General features: G+C 64.3%; 18 protein-coding genes. 6 read left to right on the forward strand and 12 right to left on the reverse strand.

The annotated features are described in order from the left end of the window. Together GGD62_RS23055 and lpdA are read left to right on the forward strand one after the other, a co-directional pair. On the forward strand, positions 1–1272 hold the full coding sequence (locus tag GGD62_RS23055) for a dihydrolipoamide acetyltransferase family protein (protein WP_183710348.1): 1272 nt from the start codon (positions 1–3) through the stop codon (positions 1270–1272). Between the two features lie 4 nt (positions 1273–1276). Continuing rightward, positions 1277–2674, forward strand: coding sequence for a dihydrolipoyl dehydrogenase (lpdA, locus tag GGD62_RS23060; RefSeq protein WP_183710350.1), 1398 nt, complete (start codon positions 1277–1279; stop codon positions 2672–2674). Between the two features lie 182 nt (positions 2675–2856). Here the strand turns inward: lpdA and GGD62_RS23065 are convergent, their stop codons facing one another. The 7 genes from GGD62_RS23065 to GGD62_RS23095 all read right to left on the reverse strand — a co-directional run bounded on the left by GGD62_RS23065 (position 2857) and on the right by GGD62_RS23095 (position 10755). Next, the gene (locus GGD62_RS23065; protein WP_409333960.1) at positions 2857–3303 is read right to left on the reverse strand and encodes a hypothetical protein; all 447 of its coding nucleotides are present in this window, start codon (positions 3301–3303) and stop codon (positions 2857–2859) included. 7 nt (positions 3304–3310) lie between these two features. Continuing rightward, the gene (locus tag GGD62_RS23070; RefSeq protein WP_183235929.1) at positions 3311–4228 is read right to left on the reverse strand and encodes a DUF2950 domain-containing protein; all 918 of its coding nucleotides are present in this window, start codon (positions 4226–4228) and stop codon (positions 3311–3313) included. Further along, positions 4225–5928, reverse strand: coding sequence for a DUF3300 domain-containing protein (locus GGD62_RS23075; RefSeq protein WP_183710352.1), 1704 nt, complete (start codon positions 5926–5928; stop codon positions 4225–4227). The genes GGD62_RS23070 and GGD62_RS23075 overlap by 4 nt, the downstream gene beginning before the upstream one ends. A gap of 113 nt (positions 5929–6041) precedes the next feature. Then, entirely contained in the window at positions 6042–7022 is a 981-nt protein-coding gene (locus tag GGD62_RS23080; protein ID WP_183710354.1) for an ABC transporter substrate-binding protein, read from the reverse strand. Between the two features lie 108 nt (positions 7023–7130). After that, positions 7131–9023 carry a HAMP domain-containing sensor histidine kinase gene (locus GGD62_RS23085; protein ID WP_183710357.1) on the reverse strand — a complete coding sequence of 631 codons (1893 nt, stop codon included), beginning with the start codon at positions 9021–9023 and terminating at the stop codon, positions 7131–7133. A gap of 90 nt (positions 9024–9113) precedes the next feature. Then, positions 9114–10346, reverse strand: a complete 1233-nt coding sequence (locus GGD62_RS23090; RefSeq protein ID WP_183710359.1) for an HlyD family secretion protein — start codon at positions 10344–10346, stop codon at positions 9114–9116. Next, positions 10339–10755 (reverse strand): hypothetical protein, encoded by a 417-nt coding sequence (locus GGD62_RS23095; RefSeq protein WP_049814962.1) that lies wholly within the window; start codon positions 10753–10755, stop codon positions 10339–10341. The genes GGD62_RS23090 and GGD62_RS23095 overlap by 8 nt, the downstream gene beginning before the upstream one ends. Positions 10756–10918: 163 nt before the next feature. Here GGD62_RS23095 and GGD62_RS23100 point away from each other — a divergent pair, with 163 nt between their 5' ends. Both GGD62_RS23100 and ppk2 read left to right on the forward strand, forming a co-directional pair. Beyond that, positions 10919–11371 carry a hypothetical protein gene (locus tag GGD62_RS23100; protein WP_183235932.1) on the forward strand — a complete coding sequence of 151 codons (453 nt, stop codon included), beginning with the start codon at positions 10919–10921 and terminating at the stop codon, positions 11369–11371. 40 nt (positions 11372–11411) lie between these two features. Then, a complete protein-coding gene (gene ppk2 / locus GGD62_RS23105; RefSeq protein WP_018319936.1) occupies positions 11412–12212 on the forward strand; it encodes a polyphosphate kinase 2 in 801 nt (266 codons plus the stop codon). A gap of 54 nt (positions 12213–12266) precedes the next feature. Here ppk2 and GGD62_RS23110 read toward each other — a convergent pair whose 3' ends face one another. The 5 genes from GGD62_RS23110 to GGD62_RS23130 form a co-directional block, all read right to left on the reverse strand. Next, positions 12267–12701, reverse strand: coding sequence for a hypothetical protein (locus GGD62_RS23110; protein WP_026202281.1), 435 nt, complete (start codon positions 12699–12701; stop codon positions 12267–12269). Between the two features lie 20 nt (positions 12702–12721). Then, a complete protein-coding gene (locus GGD62_RS23115) occupies positions 12722–14422 on the reverse strand; it encodes an aspartate:alanine exchanger family transporter (RefSeq protein ID WP_183710361.1) in 1701 nt (566 codons plus the stop codon). 12 nt (positions 14423–14434) lie between these two features. Beyond that, positions 14435–17188, reverse strand: coding sequence for a decarboxylase (locus GGD62_RS23120; RefSeq protein ID WP_183258886.1), 2754 nt, complete (start codon positions 17186–17188; stop codon positions 14435–14437). Between the two features lie 183 nt (positions 17189–17371). Continuing rightward, positions 17372–19075 carry a SulP family inorganic anion transporter gene (locus GGD62_RS23125; RefSeq protein ID WP_183710363.1) on the reverse strand — a complete coding sequence of 568 codons (1704 nt, stop codon included), beginning with the start codon at positions 19073–19075 and terminating at the stop codon, positions 17372–17374. Beyond that, entirely contained in the window at positions 19072–19752 is a 681-nt protein-coding gene (locus GGD62_RS23130) for a YoaK family protein (protein ID WP_183710511.1), read from the reverse strand. Before GGD62_RS23130 ends, GGD62_RS23125 begins: the two co-directional genes overlap by 4 nt. Before the next feature lie 136 nt (positions 19753–19888). Between GGD62_RS23130 and GGD62_RS23135 the strand changes: the two genes are divergently transcribed. Both GGD62_RS23135 and GGD62_RS23140 read left to right on the forward strand, forming a co-directional pair. After that, complete coding sequence (locus tag GGD62_RS23135; protein ID WP_018319930.1) at positions 19889–21577, forward strand: aspartate:alanine exchanger family transporter; 1689 nt, start codon at positions 19889–19891, stop codon at positions 21575–21577. 9 nt (positions 21578–21586) lie between these two features. Continuing rightward, on the forward strand, positions 21587–22474 hold the full coding sequence (locus GGD62_RS23140) for a S9 family peptidase (protein WP_246800243.1): 888 nt from the start codon (positions 21587–21589) through the stop codon (positions 22472–22474). Positions 22475–22476 lie beyond the last annotated feature (2 nt).

Raw genomic sequence — 22476 nt, forward strand, 5'->3', positions numbered from 1 at the left:
ATGACCGAGCGCGTGGTCAGGCTGCCCGACGTCGGCGAAGGCATTGCGGAAGCAGAGCTCGTAGAATGGCACGTGAAGGTCGGCGATGTCGTGCGCGAAGACGCCGTGCTCGGTGCCGTCATGACCGACAAGGCGACGGTGGAAATTCCCTCGCCGACGGACGGACGGGTCATCTGGCTCGCCGGCAGTGTGGGCGACGTTCTCGCCATCGGCTCGGACTTTGTTCGGCTGGAGGTAGACGGCAAAAGCGCGCCAGCGGCGGAGGCAGTGAAGTCGGCCTCGTCCACGGCAAGCACTTTGGCCAAAAAGCCTGACATTGCCGCAAGCGCCCCGCGCATGGCGCGCGAGCCGCCCAACATGCTGAAGTCGCAGCCCTCTGCGGCGCCACCCCACCACGCAGGCGATCGGCCTCTCGCCGCCCCCGCGGTTCGGCTCCGCGCGCGGGAGGCAGGCGTCGACTTGCGTCAGATCCGCGGCACGGGTCCCGCCGGCCGGATCACCCATGATGATCTCGACGCCCATCTCGCGCGCGGCCGCACCGGAACGACGGCGACGCCGTATCCAACGCAAACCGCGGTCACCGACATCAAGATCGTCGGCTTGCGACGCAAGATCGCCGAGAAGATGTCCGTTGCGAGCTCGCGCATTCCGCACATCACTTATGTTGAAGAGGTCGACGTCACCGCGCTCGAGGATTTGCGCGCGAAGCTCAACAGCCAGAAGCAGCCGGGTAGACCCAAACTGACAATGTTGCCGTTCCTGATGCGCGCCATGGTGCGCGCGATCGCCGAGCAGCAGCATCTCAATGCCCATTTCGACGACGAGGCCGGGATCGTACACCAGCACGCAGGCGTTCATATCGGGATCGCCACGCAAACGCCGGCCGGCCTCGTGGTCCCCGTCGTCCGGCATGCGGAAGCGCGCGACCTCTGGAGTTGCGCCGCCGAGGTGGCACGGCTCGCGGAAGCGGCTCGGAACGGCAGCGCCACCCGCGACGAGCTCACCGGCTCGACCATCACCATCACATCGCTCGGCGCGCTGGGCGGGCTCGCGACGACGCCCATCATCAATCATCCGGAGGTCGCGATCGTCGGCGTCAACCGCATCGCGATCCGTCCGCATTGGGATGGCGCCGCCTTCGTGCCGCGTCAGATGATGAACCTGTCGTCCAGCTTCGACCACCGGGTCATCGATGGGTTCGATGCAGCCCAGTTCGTGCAGCGGATCAAGACACAGTTGGAGACACCCGCCATGATCTTCATTGACGGGTAGGATGATGACCGAAATCACGTGCAAGCTCCTTGTCATCGGCGCGGGCCCCGGCGGCTACACCTGTGCGATCCGTGCCGGCCAGCTCGGCATCGATACGATCATCGTCGAGGCCGAGAAGCCGGGTGGAACCTGCCTCAATGCCGGCTGCATTCCTTCCAAGGCCTTGATCCATGCGGCCGGTGAGTATGAAACCATTGCGCGCGCCGCGGCGGGCGAGAGCGCACTGGGCATCACCACGGCGAAGCCGTCTCTCGACTTCGCCAAGACCATCGCCTGGAAGGACAATATCGTCCGACGTCTGAACGGCGGTGTGGCTGGTCTCTTGAGAAGGGCCGGTGTCAGGCTCGTGGCCGGCTACGCTCGCTTCCGCGACGGAAAGACCGTCGAGGTCGAAACGCAATCCGGCCGGCAGGTGATCCATGCCGAAACGGTGGTGATTGCGACAGGCTCCGAGTCGGTCGCCCTGCCGTTTCTTCCCTTCGGCGGCCGGGTGATCTCTTCGACCGAGGCATTAGCGCTCACCGAAATCCCGAAGAAGCTTGTCGTGGTCGGCGGCGGGTACATCGGTCTCGAGCTCGGTACTGCATTCGCGAAAATCGGCACGGCTGTCACGGTCGTCGAGGCCGCGCCACGCATACTCCCGCAATATGATCGCGACTTGAGCGAGCCCGTCGCAAGGCGCCTGACCGCGCTCGGGGTCACGGTTCTGACCGACGCAAGGGTGAAAGCACTCGAAGCCAATGGCACGGCGCTGGCGATCGAGACCGCCAATGGTGAGCAGGCTTCGCTCGCAGTCGACAAGATCCTTGTCACGGTCGGCCGCAGACCCCTGACAAGCGGCTTTGGCCTCGAGCAGCTCGATCTCGATATGGACGGACCTTTCATTCGAATTGACGACCGATGTCGCACCTCGATGCACGGCATCTGCGCGATCGGAGACGTCACGGGAGAGCCGATGCTGGCGCATCGCGCCATGGCGCAAGGCGAGATGGTAGCCGAGATCGTTGCCGGCCGCCGTCGCGCCTGGGACCGGGTTTCGATCCCGGCGATCTGCTTCACTGACCCCGAGCTCGTCACGGTCGGCCTGTCACCCAACGAGGCGAGCAGCAGGGGATTCGATATCAAGACGGACCTCTTCCCGTTCAAGGCCAACGGCCGCGCATTGACGCTGGATCGGGAAGACGGCTTCATCCGGACGGTCGTGCGAGCCGACAATCACCTCCTGTTGGGTATCCAGGGCGTCGGCGCCGGCATCGCCGAGCTTTCGGCAGCCTTCACTCTTGCGCTGGAGATGGGCACGCGGCTGGAGGATATCGCCATGACCATCCATGCGCATCCAACCCAAAGCGAAGCCTTTCACGAAGCTGCGCTGAAGTCGCTAGGACATGCGATTCATATCTAAGCACAGGCGCCAACTGCGCAGTAGAGCTGCCAACTGGCGCCACAACGTACGTCCGGTCACTGGTCATCGAGGGAGACCAAGGACGATCAAGCATCAGAGAACATGGTCCCATGTCTCAACAGATTGTGAGCTGCCGCTACTACGATGTTGCTGCGGCAGGACCAGTTTCCTCGATTGTCGTCCTATCGCAGAGAGATCGTGATCTGACTGATATTGGCCGCCAGCTCGAGTCCCGCCTTGGGGCCTTGCAGCACGATCGTCACGCCCTTTTCGTTGCGGAGGTGGGCGCCGCTGACGCCGCCGACCAGAGCAAAACCGCCGCCGACCGAACTGTAGGTGCCGGCAAAGTCGCCGACCTCGCGGATCCCGGAGGCCCAGCCATCGAGCCGGCCGACCGTCGCGCCAACCGTGATGCCGAAACTCAGGCCGCTGATCCTGAACGGATAGGACTTGCCACGATAGGTCAGCACGCCATTTCCGGCGCCGCCGCCGACCAGAAGGCCGGCCTTGACGATCTTGGCCCTGACGTGACCGGACGCCTGCGCCAAGGCTGGCGTCGCCGGCATGGTCAGTCCGAGCGCCAACAGGAGGAGCGCTATCAGGCCGAGCCTGCGCCGGCGCATGGACATGCGCCATTCAGGGTTTTGCGGCATCGACCTTCTTCCAAGTCTCATCGGGATCGAACAGCGTGGTGCGCTCGGCGACAAACGCCGTGCGCTTGCCGAGATCCTTCTGGTAGACGGTGCCGGCGTGATTGACCAGGAAGGTCATGATGCCCGAATTGCCGTACTCCGCGGGCCACGCGATCAGGGCGAAACCACCAATCATCTTGCCCTTGACCACATAGTCGAGCGCGCCGCCGGGCGCATCGCGGCCCTGCCCCTTGAGGATGCGGAAATAGTAGCCGTGATAGGGCGCAGGTCCGACGTCGCCCGCGCGATAGCCCTCCTTCGAGGCCTCGGCCGCCAGCGCGCCAAGCGGGCTCGGGTCGCTGTCGTCGCGCCAGAACAAGCCGTCCTTCTTGCCGGGCGATGAGACGATGCGCTGCGCATAGACGCCGGCGCCCTCACCGCGGTCCTTGTCGGCGTATTCGTTCTGCGCGTCGACAAAGGCGAGCGCGGTCTGGATCGCGTCGAGCTCGTTACGGCCGATGCGACGGCGCAGCACCTCGATGCGTCCCTCGTCGGTGTCGAATTCCCAGCCGGCCTTGGTGTTGACCAGCGGAATCGGGAAGGGGAAATCGTCCGGCCCCAGCATCAGGGTCGCCGTCTTGTTGCCCTCCGCCTTGATGCCGTGCTTGGCGTCATACATCGACGTGAAGCGCTGGCGGATGTCGTTGTCGGCGATCTCGTCGCCGGACGAGACGATGTCGTCTGCGGCGCGGCCAAGCACTTTCAGGATATCGTCTGGTCCGTTCTTGACCGCGGCTGCAAGCGCTGCCGCTGCATCTTCCGGCGTCTTGAAGGATTGCTGCGCCTGCGATGCTGAGCCGAGCAGCGCCAGCGCCACGAGTCCCGGCAACATCGCGCGACGGAGTGATTTCGAGCCGGTCATGGCGTCACCTCCGCAGGGATCTTCGCGCCGCCGGCGAGCCAGTCGCCATAGCTGCGGAATGTCAGTCCGAGTTTTTCGTAGCGAACCCGCAGATATCCATCGCTGCCGCGGGTCACGGCGGCAGGCATCACCTGCTCGACCTCCTGCGCCATGACGCCGACATAGGCCTTGTCGCCGCCGATGTAGCTGAAGCGATAATAGCCGAGGCCGTTCGCGAGATGACCGAGCAGGACGATGTCATGCTTCAACGCGATGTCGGAGCGCCGGCCACCGCCGCCACCGCCACGGAAGCCGCCACCGCCGCCTCCGCGGAATCCGCCGCCGCCACCGCCCCGCATTGCCATTCCGCCACCGCCGCCGCGGCCGGCCATGCTCGGTCCGCCGCCGCCACCGCGCGGCATGCTTGCCATGCTGGATCGTCCGCGCGCGGACGCCGCCGCGGCCGAGCGGCCGGAGGAGACGTTCATCGCACCGCCGCGATTGCCGCCACCACGGTTGGCTGCCGCACCGCCGCCGGCGCGGTTGGCGGCCTTGGCGCGATCTCCGCCACCCTTGTTTGCAGCCTTGGCACGGTCGCCGCCGCCCTTGGCACGATCGGCAGCTCCAGCGCGATCGCCACCGCCGGGCCGATCGCCGCGGTTGCCGGCACGATCACCCGCACGATCTCCCGCCCGATCACCGGGACCACCACGATCACCAGCACGGTCACCGGCGCGATCGCCGGCCCGGTCTCCAGCACCTTGGTTGGGACGCAGCACCTGGTTGCCGTCACGGCCGCGGAAATCCTTCCGGTCCGACACGCCGGCCTTCAGGTTGTTGTTGCCGAAACGCTGCTGAACGTTGCTGTTGTTGTAGCGCACGCCACCGCGATGCGCCGGATTATGCTGCCAGCCGTTACCGATGTTGGTGGTGCGATGATTGACGTAGACATTGCGGTTGCCCCAATTGCAGCCGCCGCCCCAGTAATTGCCCCAGCGCCCGATCGCCCAAGCCGTGCCGAAAGCGAGGCCCGCCGCAACGACGCCGGCGCCGATATAGGACGGATAGCCCCAATAATACGGCGGATACTCCGCATAGGGCCAGCTGCCATAGACCGTCGCCGGATCGTAATACGGCACGTACATCTCCGCGGGATTGGCCTGCTGGATCACGACGACCTGCTTGCCTTCCTGCGACTGGACACTGACCTTCTGCTGCTTGGTCGTGACCAGCTTCTTGTTGTCATAGGCCTTGTTGCGCAAGCGCTGGATCGCATCCATCACGTCGGGCTGCTGGGCGAGAAAGGCATCGCCGAGCTTCTTGGTCCAGTCGAGCTGATCGCTCATCATGGTCAGGACATCGGCAGTGCTGGCCAGCGCCTTGATGCTGTCGTCCCAGGCCTGCTTCTCGACCTCCGTCTTCAGCGCATCGCCCTTCAGGGTCTTGCGCTCCTTTAGCCAGCGGTCGGCCTGCACCACCTCCAACGGATAGGTTGAGGCGGCAAGCACATTGGCAAGGAGCTCGTCTGGATACAGTGCGATCGGCGCCACGAGGGCCTCGAGCTGCTCCGGCTTCAGAAGCTCGGCCGTCGGCGCAGGCGGAGGAGCCGGCTGCGCTTGCGGAGACGGGGCCGCAGGCGTCGTGTTGGTTTGCGCCGTTGCGGCGAACGATGTCGCCATGACGACCGCAAGCACCATCAGGGTCTTGCCGCAGCGAAACATTGCATCCTCCCTTGCACTTCCAGGGTGGGACGATCGGGCCGGGACGCAGACGTTTGTTGATCGAGATCAACGAAACGAGGCCCTCGTGGCTGCTGCAGCGCGAGAGCCACGCGTCATTCGATCAGTTCGGCGTCCATCAGCAGGCGGCCCGGCACCGTCAGCCCGAGGGCATTGGCCGCCTTCATGTTGATGACGAGCTCGAACCTGGTGGCGAATTGCACCGGGAGCGATCGAATCTCGGCGCCGCGCAGGACGCGATCGACGTAGCCGGCGCCGTCGCGAAATTGCTGGGTGAGATCGGCGCCATAGGACATCAGCCCACCGTTCACCGCGTAGAAGCGGACCGCGAAGATCGCGGGCACGCGGCGCTGCGTCAGCAGCGCGATCGTCATCGCGCTCTGGGCCCCAAAGAATCCGCCATCAGGCAGCACGACGAGGCCGCCGCCGTCGCGTGTCGCGGTCTCGATGGCCGCCGCGATCTCGGCCCCACTCCGGACACTGGCACCGGTGACCTTGAGACCGAGCCGGTTTTCCATCTGGTGCGCCGCCTGAAGATAGAACGGCGCATAGGGCGACGATTCCGGATTGAACAGCAGCGCCGCGTGGCTCATCCCCGGCACCATATCCTTCAGCAGACCGAGCCATTTCCCGCTCATCGAGTGCTCATAGAGCGAGAAGCCGGTGAGATTGCCGGTCGGCCGCGCCAGATTGGCGACGAGGCCGGTCCCGACGGGATCGGAGAGCCCGACGAAGACGATCGGAATTCGCTGCGTGGCATCGCGCAGCGTCCGGGTCGTGCCCGTGCTGGTCGAAAGCAGTACGTCCGGCCCGGCGGCAATGAGCTCGAGCGCCTCCAATTGCTGGCGTGCCGGACTGGGACCCGGCCAGCGCACCTCCAGGCGATAGTTCTGGTTGGCGATCCAGCCACGATCGGTAAGCCCCTGCTGAAAGGCATCGACACGCATCTGCGCGCCGGGATCGCCGGCGACATTGCCGGTCAGCACGCCGACGAACGGCGCTCTGTCCTCGGCCCGGACCAAGACCGGGAACGCCGCCGCGGCACCAACCAGCGACATGAACTCACGGCGTCTCATGGCCACCGACACTCCCCACATGCGCACCCATCCCGGTCATCGCGCAATTGCGAGAAGGAAACGGCTTCGCCGATCCCGTGAGCTTGATCAAAATCAAGACACCGGCGATCAGTGAAGGATCGGAAGACGGATCGTGAAGAGCGCGCCGCCCGCGGCCTGGTTTTCGGCAGAGATCGTGCCGTGATGGGCCTCGATGATGGTTTTGGCGATCGCGAGCCCCATGCCCATGCCCTGGGGCTTGGTCGTGAAGAACGGATTGAACACGTTCGCAAGGTCGGAAGCGGCAATCCCGGGACCAGTATCGGAGACCCGGATCTCCGCTTCGTTGCCGACGCGCAGGGTCGAGACGCTGACCTGGCGTTTTCCGGGATCTGCGTCGAAGATCGCATCCATCGCATTGATGATCAGGTTGAGAACGACCTGCTGAAGCTGGATCGGATCGCCTCTGACATGCAGGTCGGCCAGGACAGGCGTGTAGATCAATGTGATCCGGCGTCCATCGGCGACGGCCCGCACAAGGCCGATCGCTTCGCGGACCATATCGTTGAGCTCGATGTCCTTGACCTCGAACGGCGTCTTTTTCAGAATACTGCGTAGCCTGCGGATGACTTCGCTGGCCCGCTGATCGTCACGCCGGATGTCGGCGAGGATCTGCCGGATCTCGTCGATGTCGGGCGAAGCGGCCTTCAGCATCAGCTCCGCAGTCTCGGCGTTGGTCAGGATGGAGCCGAGCGGCTGGTTCAGTTCATGGGCGATCGACGTGGTCAACTCGCCAACGGCCGAATAGCGGTTGGCGTGAGCGAGCTCGGCCAGACGCTGGCGTGACTCGACTTCGGCGATCTGGCGCCGACGGCGCTCATGCAGCATCCCGCTGATCAGCCCGGCCTGCACCAGAATGACGGACGCGATCAGCAGCATCTGCCAACGATAGCGCTCCCAGATGCTCTGTTCGCGAAACATGACTTCGCTGCCGGGAGGCAAACGGCTCTCGCTGATGCCCCAATGCTGCAATTGGCGCCAATCATATCTCGGCGCGGCGAATCCGATCGGCTCGTAACTGATGCTCGCTGGTTTCGCGCCGCCGAGAATGCCAATCGCCGCACTGACGGTCCTGGAACTCGTTTCCGCGATCATATGCATCGGTCCCCCGACAGTGCCGTCACCGAAGAACGGCTCCTGGTAGGAGAAGATCGGGGCATTCGCGGCCGCGTACAGGCTGCGCAAGGCGATGTCGCTCTCGTGGACGACCCCAGCCGCATCGACCGACATCAGCCCCCAGAACAGCGCGGTGTGCGGCGGCAGCTTTGAAGCGCGCTTCAGGATTTCGTCGAATGACAAGTCCGAGTACCAGACCAGCTCGACCTCCTCGCCCAAGGGTTGCAGTTCCCGCTTGACCTCCTCCACCCAGAACTTCTCGAGCGGCGAGGCACCGATCACGACCACAATAGACTTTGTGTCAGGCAAAATCTGGAGAACGTTGCGGAACGCGGCCATGAAATCGTTGCGGATCGCCACGACGACGTCGTTGTCGCTGAGATCGGCGCGATTGATCAGCCGATGCTCGACCGCGGAGAGAATCAATGGCACATCAGGGAATAATCTTCCGCGGTATTTCTGCGCAAACCGGGCCGCAGGCGCGCCGATGCTCAATACGATGTCGGGCATCGCTCCCTGGTACAGCGATTGCAGATAGTCGACGAAAGGTGCCTCAGGACCGGGATTGTTGAAGCGCGCGGTGAGCAGCGCGTGCTCCTGTATATCGAGTGGCCAGGGCGATTGCCGTTCGAGCTTGGCCTTGATGTCGCGCGCATACTCGCTCCACGGCCGAAAATCACGGCCGAATGAATGCAATACCAGGACGCGCTTCAGCTCGCCGCGGAGACTCCGCTCGACTGCACCAACTCGCCCGGCGGACAGGCACACGGCGAAAAGCAGCGCGAGACAGTATAGCGCCGTCACGGCCCGTGGCCTGACCTTGGAGATGGACGTGCGCCCGCTCATGCTCCATCCTTGCAGCTCCAGCAACTGCTGTCGCGGCAATTCTAGCGGGAATTGCACCGCTGCGACAGGCCCCGGGGGCGGCTTCACAGCTCAATGCCCGCTCAGCACCAGCGTCTGGATCGGCAGCAGCAGCGCCTGGATGCGCAGCAGCAGCGCGTGCACCAGGCCGACACCGTCGACCACGTGCAAGGCGATCTTCCGGCTGGTCGAAGTCCCCTTGGCCGAGATCTCCTCGTGGTTGCTGGTATAGGCATTGACGACGCAGCTGCTGCCCGGCGTCACGCCTTCGAGGCCACCTTTGTAAAGCGGCTCCAGGAACACCAGGATGGTGCCGGGGCGGACGGCGTTCTGCGGATCGACCAATTGCTCCCCGGATCGGAATTGTCCGGCCGCGATGTAGTCCTGGACTGTCGTGATCACCATGGGGATGATCACCCATGGCCTGGAGATGCAGGTCGCTTCCGCCACCATGCCCTCTTTCATCACCTGTGCCTCGATCTGGCCGAACCCGGCCTGCAGCATCTTGCGGCCGGCCCCCTCCGGGATGAGAACGCCTGCGGGCCGCATGAGTTGATTGACGACGTCGCCGGGACGGATCAGGAATTGCTCGACGCGCCCATCGACACCGGCGCGGACGAAGGTCTTGTCGATATCCACCTGGGCCTGGTCGAGCGCGGCCTCCGCGCTGGCCTTCTGCGCCGGTAGCAGGATGGAGACCTGCATTGATACGGATTGCTTCGCGGCGGTCGCGGCATCGATCCCGGATTGACGTTGGTCGACCAAAACCTGGAGCTTGTCGATATCACGCTGCGGAACGATGCCGGGATTGCGGCGCTGGAGCTCGGTCTTGACCTCGAGCTCGTCCTTGGCCTGCTGATAGTTCGCCTTCGCCTCCCCGATCTGCGCCTCGGCCTTGACCACGTCGGCCTGCGCCGTCTGCATGGCGGCATCGACCTCCGCAACCTTCCGCCTGGCGGTTTCGAGCGCGGCCTGCTGCTTCGAGGCGTCGAGCGTGAACAGCACGTCGCCCTTCTTCACCGGCTCGCTGAAGCCAACCTTGACCTCGGCAACGCGGCCGGAGCCTTCGGGCAGAATCGGCACGGTGCGAAAATAGAGCGTCGCCGATGACGTCGAAGGATGGAAGTAGAAGATCATAGTGATCAGCGACACCGTAAGCATCAGGCAGCCGGTGATGCCCCAGCGCAGCTCGTACCAGACCGAGAAGAAGGTGATCTCCTTGCCGAAACGCTTGCCCTGGGCGTAGCGGCGATAGAGATAGTCCGGCAGGATCGTCAGCAGCGAGCAGAACATCAGCTCAAACATGGCTGTGCTCCTTCTTTGCGGCTTCCGGCTTCTGTGCGGGAGGCGTCGCGGCCTCCGTCCGGATCTCTTCGCCACCGGCGGCAGGCGCGGCCTCTGCAATCTTCTCGACCGACCCGGCGATGCTACGCAGCGGGGTGCCGAAATCGGGAAGATCGATCAACGCGAGCAGGAGGCCGGCGACCCAGAAAATATGCATGTGCGTGAACAACGAGATCAGGCCCAGCACCGCGACGAGCTCGAACTGCAATTTTTGTGATTTGTGCGCCATCCGCTCGGGCAGGCTGTGCAGCTTCCAATAGAGCGTACCGACCCAGAGCACGGTCCCGATCAGGAACAGCCCCATCACAACCATCAGCGTATCGGTCCCGCTCCCCGGCGCCAGATAAAACGGCAAATGGTGCGGAGCCATCGGATGAAGCTGGTCGCTCAAAGCGTCTCTCCCGATCAAATGCGCATGTGCGATATTGTGTTCGGCAGGCCGCGGTTTGCTTGATTTGAATCAAGGGAACACCCTCCGCCCGACCCTAGCGTTTCCTGGATGCTGATTGGATAACCATCAGGAGCCGCAAGCCATGACCGGCCTCGACGATCTCATCCCCAACGCCGCCCAGATTCGGAAGGAAGCCGCCCTCAAGGAGGCCGAGAAAGCCGAGGAGTATGTCCGCCTCGCCGCAGCGGTCGAAGCCGAGAAGCGCGCGCTGATCGAGCGGCTCAGCAAACCCTCCGGCAAGAGTGAGGAGGAGAAGATCAAACTCGCCTCGACCATCATCCAGCGTGCGGTGCGAAACGGCCTGACGGAGGTGCTGGTCTATCGCTTCCCCAACTCGCTTTGCACCGACAGGGGGCGCGCCATCAACCAGATGGAAAAGGGTTGGGAGACCACGCTGACCGGCATCCCCAAGGAGATCTTCCAGCTCTGGACCGATTATCTGAAACCGCGCGGCTATCGCATCGCCTACCAGATCATCGAATTCCCGGGCGGCGTGCCCGGCGATATCGGCGTGACCATCTCCTGGGACGATTAGTTCTGGGGCGATTGACAAGCTCAGCAGCGAGAGGACCGGCATGGCCAAGGATGCGCCCGCGGAGCGAATGAAGCGGAAGGACTATGAGAAGGAGCTGGAAAAGCTCCAGGTCGAGCTCTGTCACCTCCAGGACTACGTGCGGGCGAACAAGCTCCGGGTGATCATCGTGTTCGAAGGCCGTGACGCTGCCGGCAAAGGCGGCACGATCAAGGCGATCACCGAGAAGGTCAGCCCGCGCGTGTTCCGCGTCGTGGCGCTGCCGGCGCCGTCGGACCGCGAAAAGACACAGCTCTTCTTCCAGCGCTACATGGAGCAGTTTCCGGCGGGCGGCGAGATCGTGATCTTCGACCGGAGCTGGTACAACCGCGCCGGCGTCGAATATGTCATGGGCTTTGCTACGCCCGCCGAGCACCAGCGCTTCCTCTCCCTCTGCCCGCAGATGGAGAGATACGTCATCGACGGCGGTATCATCCTGATCAAGATCTGGCTCGAGGTCGGAATGGACGAGCAGGAGCGTCGCTTCCACGCCCGGATCGATGATCCCGTGCGGCAATGGAAGCTGAGCCCGATGGACCTGGAGTCCTACCGGCGCTGGTACGACTATTCGCGAGCTCGCGATTTGATGCTCAAGCAGACCAGTACGAAGGAAGCGCCGTGGTACATCATCCGCTCCGATGACAAGCGCAAGGCGCGGCTGAACTGCATCGCACATCTCCTCGGCGCGATTCCCTACAAGCGCATCAAGAAGGACAAAATCAAGCTGCCGAAGCGCTCCGAGAAGGGCCGCTACAACGACCAGGCCGGCCTGAAGGGGATGAACTTCGTCGCCGAGCGGTATTGAGACGCGAAAAGGGCTGCCGGTGAGGCAGCCCGATTGCCCTGATTGCCCTCAGGATCACTTCAGGCGGATCGTGACACCGCCGACGGCAGCCGACACTTCCGCGCCAACCCTCGGACCGCTGAGCTGAAGGATCACGCCATTGGCGTTCTGCAGCTGAACGGCGCCAGCGCCTGCGGCCACGGCTCCGCCCGCTCCTCCCACCGCATAGGAGCCTTCGATGGATGCTGGCCCCTTCAGATTGAGCGCCCGACCGACGAACTTCGTGGTCGAGGCCCCGACGGTGAGGCCGACGCTCATGCCGGAGACGGTGAAGGGATATTTCTTGCCCCTGAGGAGCAGAACGCCCTCACCGCCCCCGACACCGACGATGAAGCCGCCCTTGGTGAAGACGACGGCGACCTCGCCGGTCTCGGCACGCGACGGCGTGCTGAGACCGGTCAGGGCCGCAATCGAGGCAACCAGGGCGACGCCAACGGCAAGTTTCTTCATGACTTTCTTCCCCCTCTTGATCATTGCGCAAGGATCATTGCGAAGTAGCCGAACACGGTGAGCAGGATGCCCGAGACGGCATAACCGACCGGGAAGCCGATCCAGGGCACGGAGCTCTGGATCTCGACCGCAGCCTCGCGGGCGGGGCCGGAGTGCGACCGCGCGCCGGCAACGCCGCCCATCAGCACGGCCGGGTTGATCTTGAAGACGTGGTAGCCGATCGCCCAGACGATGAACGGCGGGATCGTGCACGCAATGAAGCCGACCAGGAATATCTTCAAGGCGACTGCACCCGTGAGCTGCGACAGCAGTCCCGCGCCGGCATTGACGCCGACGATGGCCACGAAGACCACGAGGCCGAGATCCTCCAGCACGTTGCGCGCCGCGTTCGGCGTATTGCCGAAGAATCGCAGACGCGACACGATCGACGATACGATCACACCCGATAGCAGCAGACCGCCGGCGTTGCCGAGGCCGACCTTGGCGCCGAATGCCGGGAATTCGATCTTGCCGATCAGGAAGCCAATGATCATGCCGACAGCCAGCGTCAGCAGATCGGTCGAGGTGTTGGACCGGGCGATGCGGCCCCACATCTCGCCGAGCTCGTTGACGGCAGACTTCAAGCCGACCACGGAAACGATGTCCATCCGCTCCAGCTTGGTCTTGAGACCGGCCGGAATCTGCACACCGCCGCGCTCGACCTTGGTGACCTGCAGCTGGCCGGCAATCGCGGTGTCGCGGAAGGACTCGAAGGTACGTCCCACCATCTCCTTGTTGGTGATGAGGATGTCCGCCTGGTCCATGGGAATGCCGAGCGTCTTGGCATCCGAGACCTCCGGACCGATCAGGCCCATCTTCTCGGTGAGGTGCTCGGTCGAGCCGCCGAGGGCGACGATGTCGCCCTTCTGCAGCACGAGGTCGGCATCCGCGCCTTGCGGCTCGCCGTTCCGCCCGACATTGACGATCCGGTATTCCGGATTTATCGCGCGGAACTTCGCGATGCTCATACCGACCGTCGCCGGGTTCTCCAGCCGGTAGGCCCGCAGACCGAACTGACGATAGCCGGTCAGGCCGCCGCCTTCGAGATCCTTGACGCCGAATTCCCGCTCGTACCGCTTCGCGGCGGCCCTGGCGTCGACGCCCCACCAGCGCGGCAGGTATTTGCAGATCAGGATGATGCCGACGGTGCCCCAGATGTAGGTGATACCGTAGGACAGCGCGATCATGCCTGAGGCATCCTCAGGCTTCATTCCCTCGGGCAGCTTGACGACGCCCGACGTGACGGCCTGCTCGGCCGAGCCGATCGCCGCCGACATGGTTTGCGATCCCGCCAGCATGCCACCGGCTGCGCCTGGCGGAAGCGAGAACAGTTTTGCGCCGATCACCACCAGCGCCAATCCGATCACGCTCGATACCACGGCCAGGATGCAGAACTTCAAGCCGTCGCCCTTCAGGCTGTTGATGAAGGACGGCCCGACACGCAAGCCGACGCCATACATGAAGAGATAGTAGAACAGGCTCTTGGCGAAATTGTTCAGCTCGAGCTTCACGCCGTAGGTCGACGACCACACCGAAACGCCGGCGCCGACCACGATGGCGCCGGCAACCATGCCGAGGCCATACCCCTTGATGCTGGCCCGGCCGATATAGACGGCGAGGCCGACGACGAAGAACAGCAGCAGGTACGGATTCTGCTGCAGGAACGTGAAAAAGCCCTGCATGTTCGATCCCCTCTAAGATGCCGCTTTCAACTTCGGCGTCGCGGCGGGCCTGGGCTTGCCGATCTTCGCCAAGGCTTCGGAGCGCACGAGCTTCAGCCCTTCCTTGGCGTCGTAGCCGTGGATCTCCTTCACATCGAGCTTGCGCATGAAGTCGATGGTCTCCTGCGTGATGACCTGACCGGGCACCATGATCGGGAAGCCCGGCGGATACGGGATCACGAAATTGGCCGAGACGAGCTCTGGTCCCGACTTGAGCCGGCGATCGATCTCGGGATCGTTGAGGCGGATGTGCTCGCAACCCGCCACGTCGTAGGCCGCGTAAAAGCCGCTGCGAATGTCGCCTTCATTGGTCTTGCTGCCGGCATCGCCGCGGAAGCTCGGGTGGAAATGCGAGAAGTTGGGCAGATCAGGCACGTCGGTCATCAAGCTCTTGACCCGTGCCTCGAACGTCTTCTTCGCATTGACGCCGCCCTGTGCCAGCCCGCGATCGACCTCGCCCGCGATCTCGGCGAGGACGCGGATGAGATGCGCGACGTCGCTGCGGGTGTTGTTGATGTTGGACTGGACCAGGACCGAGTTGCGCGAGGTCTTGTTGACCTGGATGTTATACTCGTTGGCGAGGATACCCTTGAACTGGGTGCCGTCATAACCGGCCATGCCGCACACCAATGTCATACGGGTCGGATCGAGGCAGAACTCGTCCTCGTCCAGGCTCTTGAGGGTGTTGACCCAATTCACGCCCGCGGCGAGATAATCGGTAAAGCCGCTCTGGCGATACTGGGCTGGCACCATGGCGTCGGCGCCGAGGATGCGGAAATATTTCGAGATCAGCGGGTTGTTGTTGACCGCCTGGCGAATGGCAAGCGCGATCTCCATCGCATTGGCCACGAGGCCGTAACCTTCCAGCTCCATCTGCCGCCTGGAGATATCGAGGCTGGCGATGAGTTGCTGGTTCGGGCTGGTGGAAGCGTGGGTGAACACGGCCTCCTTGAACTGCTGCTCGACCGTGTGGAATTCGACGTCCTTGACCGAGAGCATGGAGCCCTGCCGGATCGCCGACATCGACTTGTGGGTCGAGTTGGTCTGGTAGACGCGCAGGCGGATCTGCCTGGGATCGGGAATCAGCCGGGTCTTGAGCAGCATCTCGTCCGACGGGTTCTTGCCGAGCTCGGCCTGCTGCTTCTCATAAGCCGCGACCGACTTCGGGTCGTGCATCCACGCCTCGATCTCGTTGGCCGCCCCCATGGCGGTGCGGCGGCGCAGGAACGGCGAGAAACGCGCGAAGCCGAACCAGGCCTCGTCCCAGAGGAAGATCAGGTCCGGCTTGATAGCGAGACATTCCTCCATCACCCGGCGGGTGTTGTAGATGTGGCCGTCGAAGGTGCAGTTGGTGAGGTCGATCATCTTGACGCGGTCGAGCCGGCCGTCGGCCCTGGCGCCGAGCAGCGCCTGTTTGATCGTCTTCAGCGGCACCGCGCCGTACATCGAGTATTCCGTCATCGGGAAGGCTTCGACATAAAGCGGCTGCGCACCCGCCAGAACCATTCCATAGTGGTGCGACTTGTGGCAGTTGCGATCGACGATCGCGATGTCGCCCGGCGCGAGCAGCGCCTGCACCGCCATCTTGTTCGATGTCGACGTGCCGTTGGTGACGAAGAAGACGCGGTCAGCGCCGAGCGCCCTCGCCGCTTTCTCCTGCGCCTTCTTGATGTTGCCGGTCGGCTCCAGCATGCTGTCGAGGCCGCCCGTGGTGGCGCTGCTCTCGGCCAGGAACAGGTTCGGCCCGTAGAATTCGCCCATGTCGCGGATCCAGTCGGACTTGAAGATCGACTTTCCGCGGGCGATCGGCAACGCATGGAACGTGCCGATCGGACGCTGCGCATATTTCTTCAGATTGTCGAAGAACGGGGTGTCGTAGCGATCCTGAATGCCTTCGAGGATGGACAGATGCAGCTCGAGAAGCTCCTCGACGGAGTAGAAGATGCGGCGAACGACGTTGGCTTCAGGGTTTCCAGCCAACTCCTCGACGTCGCGGTTCGAGATCATGTAGAGGTCGAGCTCGGGACGGACGCGCTTGATGATCTGGGCGAGCCGGAGCGCAGAGGCGTCGGACTCGTCGTTGAGGCCGGCCGAAGCCGTGATCGAGCGCAGCACGGGTGCATTGTGGCGCGAGCGCAGCCCGAAGCCTTCGTTGATGATGACGGCCGCGATATTGGGATTGAGCATGGTCGCGCAGAATGCATCTTCCAGGCTGCCGACGATGACAGGCTCATAGATGAAGCCATCGACTGGGCGCCGCAACTTGCGCCATTCGGCGGCGAGCGCCGGCCACTGACTTGATGATACGCCAGTCACGATCAGGGTTTCGAAATAGGGCCGGCGTGCCGTATGCGCACCGAACGTCGGTGGCACCAGCTCGGGCGCGTCGCCATTACCATCATCCTTCGCGCTCCAGTCGCCGGCATGCTGGCGGAAGGATCGTGTCGTCAGGGCCTGGGTAATCCGCGTCGCAAGGGCGAGCGTCGTTGCCCCATCGCCCGCGGACGCGGCCTCCCGCAATGCCGCCATCAGCTGCAGGCCGGGATAGCCGTAGAACTCCTCAGTCACCGAGAGCTCGGCCAGTGCCGCATCGTAGACCGCCCGATTGCCGACGCGAGCCCACGCCTTCGCGGCCTCCACGAGGTCGCGCCAGTCATCCGCCCGCGCGCCGGGCCCGGAAAAGAACTGATCGATCCGCTTTTGCGCCGGCTTGGTGTCCTTGGACATGTGTCTCTCCCGATCCTCGGCGGTGCCTTGATGGTCACTCGATGGTCATTTGATGCCAGTTGGGGCGAAGCTGAGCGTGATCGTGAGTTCGGCGCCGATGGCTCCATTGATCCAAGTCAACGGTCGGACGCATTCTGGCGAGACCGTCGGCCGCAGCGGTCATTCGCATTGCAACACGCCCGCTCAGGCCGTCCGCTGCGCCGTCACGGCCTGCTCGTCGCCGAGAACGCTGTCGAGCGATCGCAGCCACTGGCTGCTATCCGTCCTCTCCGCCAGCCCTTCCGCCCGCAAGAGATCGCGGAGCTGCGCGTGCGCGCCGACGATGGAGAAAATGACCTTTCGCGCGGCGAGCTCGTCATAGAGGTCGTGCAGCATGCCCGCGCCGGCCAGGTCGATATAAGGCGAAGCCGAGAGGTCGCAGACCACCAGCCGGACCTCGGGCGTGCGCCGAAGCGCGATCAGGACGGTTTCGAGGATCGTCTCGGCGTTGATGTAGAGCAGCGAGGCTTCGGGCCGGAACGCGATGACGCCGATCAGCGGCTCGACGTCCGCGTGCCTTGAACTGTCCGAATAACGGCCGCTGCCGGGCAAGCGGCCGAGAAACGCGACGTTTGGCCGCGAGGCACGGGCCAGCAGCAAAAGGATCGAAGCGATCGACGCCAGCAGCACGCCTTGCAGGATTCCGAGCAATAGCACGGAGACCAGCGCAATTGTTGCGGCGTAGAAGTCGATCCGGCTGACCTGCCACATCCGCACCAGCGCGCGAACGTCGACGAGCTTGTAGACGGCGGCAAAGACGATGGCTGCAAGCACGGCCTTGGGCAGGTTGGTCAAGAGTCCCGTGAAGAACAGAAGGCACAGCCCGAGCGTCACCGAGCAGAACACCAAAGCGAGCGGCGTCCGTGCGCCGGCGCTGTCATTGACGGCCGATTGCGACAGCCCGCCGGCAACCGGATAGCCATGGCCGAAGGCGACGACGAGGTTCGCGGCGCCCAGCCCCAGGAACTCCTGCCGGACGTCGAGGGGATAGCCGTGCTTGGCGGCGAAGCTGCGGGCGGCCGAAACGCCCTCGATATAGGCCAGCAGGATACACCCTGCGGCGAGCGGGAAGAGATCGTCGAAGTCCAGCAGGCCGAGCGTCGGAATGCCCAGGGCCGGCAGACCTTCCGGTATCTTCCCGGTGACGGGCACGCCGAGCGCCGGCAGGCCGAGCAGCGTCGCCGTCCCGATCGCGAGCGCGACGATGGTGATGCCGACCGGCTTTCCCGGAAGGAGCCGCTCGCCAAACAGGAGCAGCAGGAGCGCGACAGCGCCAACCGCGAGCACGAGCAGGTTGACGGTCCCGAGCTGCCCGACCAGCTTGATGGCCCGATCGAAGAAATTGTGGCCGCCGCCGGCAACGCCGAGCAGGCTCGGCAGCTGACTCATGATAATCGTGAGCCCGGCACCGGCCTTGAAGCCGACCAGGATGCTGTCGCTGACGAGGCGGACCAGCACGCTCAGCTTGAACAACCACGCGATGAAGCACAGCACCGCCACTGCAAAGGCCGCAAGGCTCGCGATCTGCGCATAGCGGATCGCATCGCCTCCGGCCAGCGCGCCGACGGTGCCCGCGATCATCAGGGAAATCGCCGAAGTCGGTCCGATCGCAAGTTGCCGCGACGCCCCCAACAGCGCGTAGCCGAGGCCGCCGAGCATATAGCCGTAAACGCCGATCTGAGGCGGCAGGCCGGCCAGCGCGGCATAGGCGAGCGAGACCGGGATGGCGTAAGCAGCCAGCGTGACGCCAGCGACGGCGTCGGAGGAAAACCACTCTCGCCGGTAGGCGCCAAGCCAGCCGGCCGGCGGGAAGAACCGTATCCATCCAGGTTCGGACGGCGCACTCATTGGACCGCCCTCTGATGCGACGCTTCGCAGCGCAACAAGACGACCAACAGCGCGACCACAGGAATGCCGAGCGCGAGGTCCGGAATAGCCTTGGTGGCGAAGGCGCCCAGCGCGGCGCCTAAGCCGAACACGGCGCACAAGGCGAAGAAGATGCCCGACCGACGCAGCGTCCCCAGCGGCGCGCCGCCGGCGGCGGCCAAAAAGACAGCCTCGATCGCCTGGCGCATGTTGCCCGTGATCATCACCGTGCTGCAAACAACACCCTCGACCCTGGTGAAGATCGCGGTCTGCATCGCGGCGACGAACGAGATGCCGAGCGTTCCAGCCAGATCCGGCAGCCTGTTGTGCAGGATGCTGATCGCGATCAGCAGCAATATCTCGAGCAGGGTGCTGATTGCGCTGGCCCGCTCGCCCGCAGCGCGGCGCAGCCAAGCGGCAATCACGATACCGGCGGCAAAGGCGAGAAGCGGCGGCACGAAGTGAAACGCCTTCGTCCAGTCGCCGGCCGTCGCATAAACCCAGAGGAAGATCAGGTTAGCCGTCTGGGCATTCGCCATGACGCCGTGGACGATCCAGGTATAGGCGTCGATATAGCCGCCGACGAAGGCGAGCAGCAGGACGATCTCCACGGTTTCGTCGCGGCGGATCGCACCGGCCGCGAAGTCGAGAGCGCTCATGTTGATGATGCCGGCTGTCGCGAATTCCACATCATCCGATAGGCGGTGCCTTGCCGCTCGCAGGGCTTGATCTGGATCAAGCAATGCCCGCGATTTCCCGACTGAGATCTCGGCAAAGCGCCGGGGGAGATGCGACATGGATACCGTCAGGTGGATCATCTCCACCGCTCCCGAGATCTTTCTGCTGCTGGCCGTCGCCATCGGCACGATCCTCGGCCGAGTCCGGATCCGCGGCTTTGCCGTCGGGACCACAGCCTGCATCCTGATCGTTTCCGTGCTGCTCGGACAGCTCGGCAGTTTTGCGTTTCCGCCGCTGCTCCGCGTCATCCTGTTCAGCCTGTTCGTATTCACCATCGGCTACCGGTCCGGGCCCGAGTTCTTCGCCTCCTTGAGCGTCCGCACGCTCGCGCAGGTCGCCATGGCGCTGGTGCTGGGCGGCACCGGACTGGTCGTCGTCCTGTTGTTTGCCCACGGCTTCCGGCTCGATCCTGGCACCGCTTCGGGGATTGCGGCCGGAGCCTTGACGCAATCGTCGGTCATCGGCACCGCCTCAGGCGCATTGGCCCAGCTCGGCCTGCCCAAGGATGTGCTGAGCCAGCAGGAGGCGAACATCGCGGCGGGCTACGCCGTGACCTACGTGCTCGGCTATATCCTGACGCTGCTGTTCGTCCCCTTCGTCGCGCCGAAATTGATGCGGATAGACCTGAAGGCTGAGGCAAAGAAGCTCGAGGCGGAGCTTGCCGGCGGCGAACCGCCCAAAACCGAAAATCTCTCTTATCGCAAGTTCCAGGCCCGCGCCTATCGCGTGACCGCGGGCGCCGGGCGCACCGTCAAGTCGATCGAGGAGGAACTTGGCAGCCGCACGGTCGTCGAGCGCATCGTCCGCCAAGGCGCGGACATCGAGCCACGTTTGGAGACCGTGCTCGAGGCCGGCGACGACATCGTCATCGCCGGCCGGACCGCGGTCATCGTCGCCGCCAAGCCGATCATCGGCACCGAGATCGACGCCGACGAAATCTTGAAGGCCGTCCCGGGCAACGTGCTGGAGGTGCTCGTGGACAATCGCCATCTCCACGGCCGCTCGATCCAGGAGATCGCCGCGCGCGTCGGCACCGACGCCCGGGGCGTCTTTCTACGCGCCCTCACCCGCATGGGCCGCGAGGTTCCCTTGAGCGCGGACACTCGGATCTATGTCGGCGACGTCATGACGCTAGTCGGCAGCACGCGCAATATCGAACGGGCAGCAAAGGCCATCGGCCAGATCCTGCGATCGGGTGATCGCGCCGACATTGCCTTTCTTGCCGCCGGCATCGCCGCCGGCCTGCTCGCCGGGCTCGTCAGCTTCAGGATCGGCGGCGTCGCGCTCACGCTTGGCGGTGGCGGCGGCGCGCTGATCGCGGGCCTCGTCTGCGGCTGGCTACGGTCGCGCAAGCCGACCATGGGCGCATTGCCGCCGGCGGCGCAACAGACCCTGAGCGATCTCGGACTCGGCGGCTTCATCGCGGCGATCGGGCTCGGCAACGGCGCCGCGGCCTGGGCCGCGATCCAGGCCCACGGGCTGCTTCTGGTCGGCATGGGTCTCGTCATCACGCTCGTGCCGCTGATCGTCGCGACGCTGTTTGCATTCTATGTGCTGCGCATGAACCCGGTCGTGACCTGCGGAGCATTGGCCGGCGCGATGACTGTCGATGCCGCGGTGACCGGCGCGTGCGAGGTGGCCGAAAGCCAGACCCCGGTCCTCGGCGTCGCCGTGCCATATGCGGTCGGAAACGTGGTGCTCACCGTGCTCGGGCCGATCATCGTAGCGGCAACCTACAGCGGATGACGGAGACCCATGATGCGGCGACCGGCCAGATCGGTGGGGTGTTTCGCGGCCGTATTGTTCGCGTGGGTCGCCTTCGCCGCGGCCGCGCGCGCGGCGGATGACGTCCGCATCCAGGAAGAGATATGGGCGCTGCCACTACCGCTTCCGATGTTCGCCTATCTGGTGCGTCCTGTCGGCGACGGCCCCTTCCCGCTCGTGATCATGAACCACGGCGTCTCGCTCAACCCGACCGACCGCAGCTTCTTTCCGTTGGTCGAATTTCGCGACGCCGCCCAATGGTTCGCAAGGCGCGGCTACCTCGTGGTGGCGCCGGTCGGCTCCGGCTATGGCGCAGTCGCCATCGACATTCCCGAGCGCGCGATCTACGGACCGTTCTTCTCCAAGATCGGCAAGTGCAGCAATCCCAATTTCCGCGACGCCGGGCTCGCGGTCGCCAAGGTCGACCTCGATATCATCGACTATCTGGCCGCCGAGAAGCGCATCATCCCCAAGGACGTGATCGTGATCGGGCAGTCCGCCGGTGGCTGGGCCTCGATCGCCTTGTCGAGCATGAACCCGCCGCAGGTGAAGGCCATCATCACCTTCGCTGCGGGTCGTGGTGGACGCGTCGGCGGCAAGCCGAACAACAACTGCGGCCCCGACAGGCTGGTTGAGGCCACCGCGGATTTCGGCCGCACATCGCGTGTGCCGATGCTGTGGATCTATATCGAGAACGACACTTTCTTCGGCCCCGAACTGTCGAAGCGCATGCATACGGCTTTCACCGCCGCCGGCGGCCGGGCCGAGTATCACCTGATGCCGCCGTTCGGCAATGAGGGCCATTTCTTCATCGGCTCGAGGGATGCCATCCCGCTGTGGTCGCCACTGGTAACGACGTTCCTCGACGCGCTGAAATAGAT

This window comes from Bradyrhizobium sp. ERR14 (assembly GCF_014198235.1).
In the GTDB taxonomy this organism is placed as follows: domain Bacteria; phylum Pseudomonadota; class Alphaproteobacteria; order Rhizobiales; family Xanthobacteraceae; genus Bradyrhizobium.